Source organism: Mesorhizobium sp. WSM4846 (assembly GCF_055811415.1).
The window spans coordinates 82630-89786 of record NZ_JBVVPZ010000027.1 but is presented as its reverse complement, the minus strand read 5'-3'; the positions used below and the strand labels follow the sequence as shown (position 1 = coordinate 89786).

Here is a 7157-nt window from a genome sequence, read left to right as displayed (position 1 = left end):
GTCTTGCCATGATCGACATGGCCAATCGTGCCGATGTTCACATGAGGCTTTGTACGCTCGAATTTACCTTTTGCCATAGTCTCTTTCCTTGGACGGCCTGGACCTTCAGTTCAGTCGAATGCGGGGCGATTAGCGACTGCGGCCGAAAAACACAAGTGTCTTGTGGCCGGGGCTTTCTCACCCGGTCTGAACCCATGATCCGGTTTTCGGGGATGTGGCGCGGATATAGGAACGAACAAGAAGAAATGGAATGGCCAAAGATAGGTTCCGCGGGTATCGCCATTCAGCGAATGGACATCGCTGCTTCCGCCTGTCCGCCTTGCCGGATTTTACTGCCGGATCTGGCCCATTGCCGGTGTGACGCCGGTCTGATTTCCTGATCCGATGCATTTCATTCCGATCGCCATCCGCGGCCCGCTGTTCATGATCCTGTCGACCGGGTCCTATGTCGCCAACGACACCATGTTGAAGCTCGCGACGGTTGGGCTGCCGCCCTATGAAGTGCTGTTTTTGCGCGGGACGGCGGCAACACTGTGGGGCATTCCGTTGCTGTTTGCGCTGGGCTACGCCAGGCAGATCCCGCTGATCCTCGACAGGAGAGTGTTGCAAAGAAACCTGCTCGAGCTGGCGGCAATCCTTTGCTACGTGGTGGCGCTCGCCAACATGCAGATCGCCGATTCGACCGCCCTGGGACAGATCACGCCCCTGCTCATGCTGATTGGCTCCTCTGTCCTGTTCGGCGAACGGATCGGCGGCTTGCGCATGGCGCTGATCGGGCTCGGCTTCATCGGCGCGGTGATGGTGGCGCAGCCGACGATGCAGGGAATCTCGGTCTACGCCTTGCTGGCGCTCGGCAATGCGGCGTTCGCCGCCGCGCGCGATCTCGCCGGGCGCCGGGTCGCCGCCGACGTGCCCGGAATGATCGTCGCAATTTCCGCGGTGGTGGTGGTGCTGGTCGGATCAGGCGTCGCGCATCTGATGTCGGAGCGGTGGGTGGCGCCCGAGACGCATCATTTACTGCTGATGGCCGGGGCCGGATTGTTCCTGATTTTTGGCCATTTCTTCATCTTCATGGCCTATCGCGCCGGGCCAACCGGCGTCGTGGCGCCGTTCTATTACTGCTTCACCGTCTGGGCGGTCATTTCCGGCCTGGTGGTGTTCCAGCAATTGCCGAACGCGCTGGCGATCGGCGGTATCCTGCTGGTGGTGGCCAGCGGGCTGACCATCGTGTCGCTCGACGAGCGGCGGCGCCGACTGACCGTCGTCGCATAATTTGGGCAGTGGTGACCAAACGGTTACATCACAATTTTCAACTTGGCCCGTTGCCCGCAAAAAATGGAGAAACCTGTGACAAGCCAGGAGAACGTCGGCAACCGCATGCTTGCCGGAAAATGCCTGTGCGGCGCCGTGCAATACGCGGTGGCCGACGAGTTCATCTACGCCGCCAACTGCCACTGCTCGGACTGCCGGCGCACCACCGGTTCGGCCTTCAAGCCGTTTGCCGGCATCGAGCGTGAGAGACTGAGCCTGACCAAGGGCGAGGACAACCTCCTGATCTTTGGCGATGAGACCGGCCACAACGTGCACTGCAAGACCTGCGGCTCATTGCTCTACTCGGTGGTCCGCGACGGCGCCTTCGTCCACGTCGCCATGGGGACGCTCGTCGACGAGCCGGCCAGCCGTCCGACGCACCACATCTTTGTCGGCTCCAAGGCGAAGTGGTCCACGATCACCGACGACCTGCCTCAATACGAAGATCATGTCACCGGAGGCGCCGACTGAAGACCTGGCGATGTGGATGACGGCATTGCCGCTCAGGCACACGCAGTGACACGGCGCATTTTCAAGGAAGTTATTTTATTTTCGATAATGACTTCAACAGCATGCTTGGAGCGGGTAGCGGGAATCGAACCCGCATATTCAGCTTGGAAGGCTGCTGCTCTACCACTGAGCTATACCCGCGCATTTCACCCGAAAACCGCTATGCACTTTTCGGTCCGAGGCTTTGCGTTTCAGGGCTTCCGGGCCGGCAGTGGTGGAGAGGGTTGGATTTGAACCAACGTAGGCATAGCCAACGGATTTACAGTCCGTCCCCTTTAACCACTCGGGCACCTCTCCAGTCTGCCGCCGGAGCCATGCAACGAGGCATCGACGCGTCGCGGCCGCAGGAGCAGCCCGTCGCGAAGCGCCTTATGGCGGCAGCGCCCAAAACTGTCAACCGCAACATCCCGGCAAAACGCGCTGAATTTGTTGACGACCCGACGAGCAGGGTTTTCAGGCTGTATCCATAGGCGAACGACACGGCTATAGAACCGGCCATGAGCAACGATAACAAGCCCAAAACCCCGAAAGACACCCACTACGCCAAACTGCGCCGCGCGCATCGCGACGAGAAGAGCGGCGGCGCGCCGGCGTTCAGGCCGCGCCAGCCGGTACCACCAGGAGAGACCGCCGCGGATGGGCTGGTGCGGCTGTACGGCCTGCACACGGTGCGAGCAGCACTCGACAATCCGCGCCGGCGGATCAAGAAGATGCTGGTGACGCGCAACGCCGCCGAGCGGCTGGCGATCGCCGACCTCGCCGCCCTGCCCTTTGAGACAGAGATGGTCGAGCCGAAAGACATCGACAAGGTCACCGGCTCCGACGCCGTCCATCAGGGCGTGCTGATCGAAGCCGAGCCGCTAAAACCCAAGCGGCTCGATGCGCTCGGCGATACAACGCTGGTGCTGGTCCTCGACCAGGTTACCGATCCGCACAATGTCGGCGCGATCCTGCGCTCGGCGGTCGCCTTCGGCGCCGGCGCGCTGATCACCACGGCGCGCCACAGCCCGCATGAATCCGGCGTGCTGGCAAAATCGGCCTCCGGGGCGCTGGAGCATATCGACCAGATCGAGGTGAAGAACCTCGCCGACGCGCTCGGCCAGTTGCACGAGGCCGGCTTCCAGACCATCGGCCTGGATTCGGACGGACCGGCGGAACTTGAAAAGAGCTTTTCGGGAGAAAAGATCGCGCTGGTACTGGGCGCCGAGGGCAAGGGCCTGCGCCAGAAGACCCGTGAAACGGTGACGACGCTGGCCAGGCTCGACATGCCCGGCGCCATCCGTTCGCTCAACGTGTCGAACGCCGCGGCGGTGAGCCTTTATGCGGCGAGGAAGTTTTTGGGTTAGGGGAGCAGGGGAATAAGGGAGTAAGAATAAGGCAGCGAGAAAGGCGGGTTGCGGCTCGCTGCAAGCGCTATCCCTACTGCCTTACTGCCTTACTGCCTTACTGCCTTACTGCCTTACTGCCCTATTCCCCTATTCCCCTATTCCCCTATTCCCCTACTCCCCTAACTCCTGCCCCGCCATTCGCTCCAGCGCCCTGACCAGCGCCGAATGATCCTCCTTGGCGCCGCCATTGGCCGCGCAGGAGTTGAACAATTGCTGCGTCGTCGAGGTGTTGGGCAGCGCGACGCCGAGCGTCTTGGCGCCTTCGAGAGCGAGATTAAGGTCCTTCTGGTGCAGTTCGATGCGAAAGCCCGGCGCGAAGCTGCGCTTGATCATGCGCTCGCCATGCACTTCTAGAATGCGCGAGGCCGCCAGCCCGCCCATCAGCGCTTGTCGAACCTTGGCTGGATCGGCGCCGGCTTTCGAGGCAAAAACAAGCGCTTCGGCGACTGCTTCAATGGTCAGCGCGACGACGATCTGGTTGGCGACCTTGGTGATCTGGCCGACGCCGTTGGGGCCAACCAGCGTGATGTTCTTGCCCATTTTTTCGAACACCGGCCTGGCACGCTCGAAGGCCCTTTCCTCGCCACCGACCATGATGGTCAGGGACGCGGCCTTGGCGCCGACCTCGCCGCCCGACACCGGCGCATCGAGATAGTCGCCGCCGAGGTCGTTGATCTTCCTGGCGAATTCCTTCGTTTTGATCGGTGAGATCGAGCTCATGTCGATGACCAGCTTGCCCGCGGTCAAACCCGAGGCGACGCCGTTGTCGCCGAACAGCACGTCGGCCACCTCAGGCGTGTCGGGAACCATGGTGATGACGGTGTCGGCGGCACGTGCCACGGCGTGATGGCCGGAGACGGTTTTTAGACCCTTGGCGACGAGATCGGCCGGCGGTTTTGAGCGGTGATCGCTGGCGACGACGGTGTAGCCGGCGTCGAGCAGATGCCCCGCCATCGGCGCGCCCATGATGCCGAGGCCGATGAAGCCGATAATGTCCATTTTTGTTCTCCGTTCTTTTAAGGCCGTGTTCCGTCGCGCCCCCCTCTGGCCTGCCGGCCATCTCCCCCACGGGTGGGGAGATCGGCAGTTTCGGCCTCGGCTTGTAACTTTCTAAAACCTCGTAGATTGGCGAAAGCGGCGGTGACATCCAATCTCCCTCCCTGTGGGGGAGATGGCCGGCAGGCCAGAGGGGGGCGCGACGGAACTCGACGTCGATTGTAAACGTCCCTAAGCCGCAGCGTTCCCCTCCCCTACAAACTCCCGGAACCAGCCCAGCCCGGCTTCCGTCCCGCCCTTCGGCTTGTATTCCGCCCCGATCCAGCCGGTATAGCCGATGCGGTCGATGTGACTGGACAGAAAAGGAAAATTGATCTCGCCCGTCCCCGGCTCGTGACGGCCGGGATTGTCCGCCAGCTGGATATGCGCGATGCGGTCGAGGTTTGCCTCGATGGTGCGGGCGAGATCGCCCTCCATGATCTGCATGTGATAGATGTCGTATTGCAGGAACAGGTTTTTTGAGCCGACGCGGTCGATGAGCGCCATGGCCTGGTCCGAATAGTTGAGGAAGAAGCCGGGGATATCGCCGGTGTTGATCGGCTCGATCAGCAGCCTCACGCCGGCCTGCTCCAGCTTCTCGGCCGCGAAAGCCAGGTTCTCGGCGAAGACGTCTTCCAGCACCGAACGCTCGACGCCTTGCGGTGCGATGCCGGCGAGGCAGTTGACCTGTTCGCAACCCAGCGCCTGCGCATAGGTGATCGCCTTGGCGATGCCTTGCCGGAACTCGGGAACACGATCCGGCAACACCGCAATGCCGCGCTCGCCCTTTGCCCAGTCGCCGGCCGGCAGGTTGAACAGCACCTGCGTCAGGCCGTTCTTCTTCAGCCTCGCCGCAACGACATCGGGCGCATGGTCATAAGGGCCGATATATTCGACACCCCTGAAACCGGCGCGGGCGGCGGCTTCGAAGCGGCCGAGGAAATCGTGCTCGCCAAAGAGCATCGAGAGGTTGGCTGAAAAACGCGGCATTCTTTTTTCTCCGTTCAGTCCAGCATGACGATCGCCGTCGGCGCGTCTTCGTGATGTTCGGCAAGCTCCTCGAATTCGGTGATCTTGTCGATTTCGGTGCCCATCGAAATGTTGGTGACACGCTCTAAGATGAATTCGAGCACGACCGGAACCTGGTGCTCCTTCATCAGGCGCTGCGCCTGCTTGAAGGCGCCGGCAAACTCCTCCGGCCTGCGCACCCGGACCGCCTTGCAGCCCATGGCCTCGGCAACCGCGACGTGGTCGACGCCATAGCCAGCCTCGGGATCGTCTTTCCGGTTGACGTTTTCGAAGGCGAGGCTGACCTCGAAATCCATCGAAAAGCCGCGCTGCGCCTGGCGGATAAGGCCGAGATAGGCGTTGTTCACGACGACATGGATATAGGGCAATTTGTGCTGCGCGCCGACCGCCAGTTCCTCGATCATGAACTGGAAATCATAGTCGCCGGACAGCGCCACGATGTTGCGCTCCGGATCAGCGGCGCGAACGCCAAGTGCTGCCGGCAGCGTCCAGCCGAGCGGACCGGCCTGGCCGCAATTGATCCAGTTGCGCGGCTTGTAGACATGCAGGAACTGCGCGCCGGCGATCTGCGAAAGGCCGATCGTGGTGACATAGGTGGTGTCGCGGCCGAATGCCTTGTTCATTTCCTCGTAGACGCGCTGTGGCTTCAGCGGCACCTGGTCGAAATGCGTCTTGCGCTTCATCGTCTTCTTGCGGCCCTGGCATTCCCTGGCCCAACCCGACCAGTCGCGCAGTTTCCCAGCCGTTTTCCACTCGGTGGCGACGTCGAGCAGCATTTTGAGCGCCGCACCGGCATCCGAAACGACACCGAGATCCGGCGCGAAGACACGGCCGATCTGGATCGGCTCGATGTCGACATGGATGAATTTCTTGCCGCTGGTATAGACGTCGACGGAGCCGGTGTGGCGGTTGGCCCAGCGGTTGCCGATGCCGAAGACGAAATCGGCCTCGAGCATCGTCGCGTTGCCGTAGCGATGCGAAGTCTGCAGCCCGCACATGCCGGCCATCAGCCGGTGGTCGTCGGGGATCGCGCCCCAGCCCATCAGCGTCGGGATCACCGGCACGCCGGTGACTTCGGCGAACTCGATCAGCAGATCCGAGGCATCGGCATTGATGATGCCGCCGCCGGCGACGATCAACGGTCTTTCGGCCGCGTTGAGCATTTTCAGCGCTTTCTCGGCCTGGCCGCGCGACATTACCGGCTTGAACGGCACCAGCGGCTCATAGGCGTCGATGTCGAACTCGATCTCGGCCAGCTGCACGTCGACCGGCAGATCGATGAGAACCGGCCCCGGCCGCGACGAGCGCATCAGGTGGAACGCCTTCTGCAGCGCCATTGGCACCAGGTAGGGTTCCATGACGGTGACCGCCCATTTGGCGACGGGTGCTGCGATGGCGGCGATGTCGACGGCCTGGAAATCCTCCTTGCTGAGACGCGCCCGCGGCGCCTGGCCGGTGATGCAGAGGATCGGGATGGAATCGGCCGCGGCCGAATAGAGGCCGGTGATCATGTCGGTGCCCGCCGGACCGGAAGTGCCGATGCACAGGCCGATATTGCCTGATCTGGCACGGGTATAACCTTCGGCCATGTGCGAGGCCGCCTCGACATGGCGCGCCAGGATATGGCGGATCGTAGCCCTCGTCTTCAGCGCCGAATAGAACGGGTTGATGGCAGCACCCGGCACTCCAAAGGCGCAAGAAATGCCTTCCTTTTCCAGAACGAGAACCGCTGCGTCGACTGCGCGCATCCTGGCCATGTCAGCCTCCACGGAATTGTTGATGGCCGAGAATGACAGCGCGCCACTTATTTTTCAATTTTTCCAGAATATTTTTTCATTTCTATGAAACGGCCGTTATATTTTGATTTAATTGGATTTTCTGTTT

General features: G+C 61.8%; 6 protein-coding genes, 2 tRNA genes and 1 pseudogene. 3 read left to right on the top strand and 6 right to left on the bottom strand.

Annotated features, from left to right (window positions below):
- Positions 1–77: pseudogene (locus tag AC0L15_RS21700) on the bottom strand (GTP-binding protein); the annotation flags it as partial.
- A 307-nt stretch (positions 78–384) separates the two neighbouring features.
- On the opposite strand from AC0L15_RS21700, the gene AC0L15_RS21695 reads away from it, so the two are divergent.
- Together AC0L15_RS21695 and AC0L15_RS21690 are read left to right on the top strand one after the other, a co-directional pair.
- Complete coding sequence (locus tag AC0L15_RS21695) at positions 385–1272, top strand: DMT family transporter (RefSeq protein ID WP_287248050.1); 888 nt, start codon at positions 385–387, stop codon at positions 1270–1272.
- Between the two features lie 105 nt (positions 1273–1377).
- Complete coding sequence (locus AC0L15_RS21690) at positions 1378–1782, top strand: GFA family protein (protein WP_473496984.1); 405 nt, start codon at positions 1378–1380, stop codon at positions 1780–1782.
- A gap of 106 nt (positions 1783–1888) precedes the next feature.
- On the opposite strand, the gene AC0L15_RS21685 is transcribed toward AC0L15_RS21690, so the two are convergent.
- Together AC0L15_RS21685 and AC0L15_RS21680 are read right to left on the bottom strand one after the other, a co-directional pair.
- Positions 1889–1962 (bottom strand) — tRNA-Gly (locus tag AC0L15_RS21685).
- Positions 1963–2033: 71 nt separating this feature from the next.
- Positions 2034–2118: transfer RNA gene (locus AC0L15_RS21680), tRNA-Tyr, on the bottom strand.
- Between the two features lie 200 nt (positions 2119–2318).
- Between AC0L15_RS21680 and AC0L15_RS21675 the strand changes: the two genes are divergently transcribed.
- Positions 2319–3167, top strand: a complete 849-nt coding sequence (locus tag AC0L15_RS21675; protein ID WP_287248052.1) for a TrmH family RNA methyltransferase — start codon at positions 2319–2321, stop codon at positions 3165–3167.
- 153 nt (positions 3168–3320) lie between these two features.
- On the opposite strand, the gene AC0L15_RS21670 is transcribed toward AC0L15_RS21675, so the two are convergent.
- The 3 genes from AC0L15_RS21670 to gcl form a co-directional block, all read right to left on the bottom strand.
- Positions 3321–4208: a 2-hydroxy-3-oxopropionate reductase gene (locus AC0L15_RS21670; protein WP_287248054.1), complete on the bottom strand. Its 888-nt coding sequence runs from the start codon at positions 4206–4208 to the stop codon at positions 3321–3323.
- A gap of 228 nt (positions 4209–4436) precedes the next feature.
- A complete protein-coding gene (gene hyi / locus AC0L15_RS21665) occupies positions 4437–5234 on the bottom strand; it encodes a hydroxypyruvate isomerase (RefSeq protein WP_287248056.1) in 798 nt (265 codons plus the stop codon).
- 14 nt (positions 5235–5248) lie between these two features.
- Positions 5249–7030 carry a glyoxylate carboligase gene (gene gcl, locus AC0L15_RS21660; RefSeq protein ID WP_287248058.1) on the bottom strand — a complete coding sequence of 594 codons (1782 nt, stop codon included), beginning with the start codon at positions 7028–7030 and terminating at the stop codon, positions 5249–5251.
- Between the last annotated feature and the right edge of the window lie 127 nt (positions 7031–7157).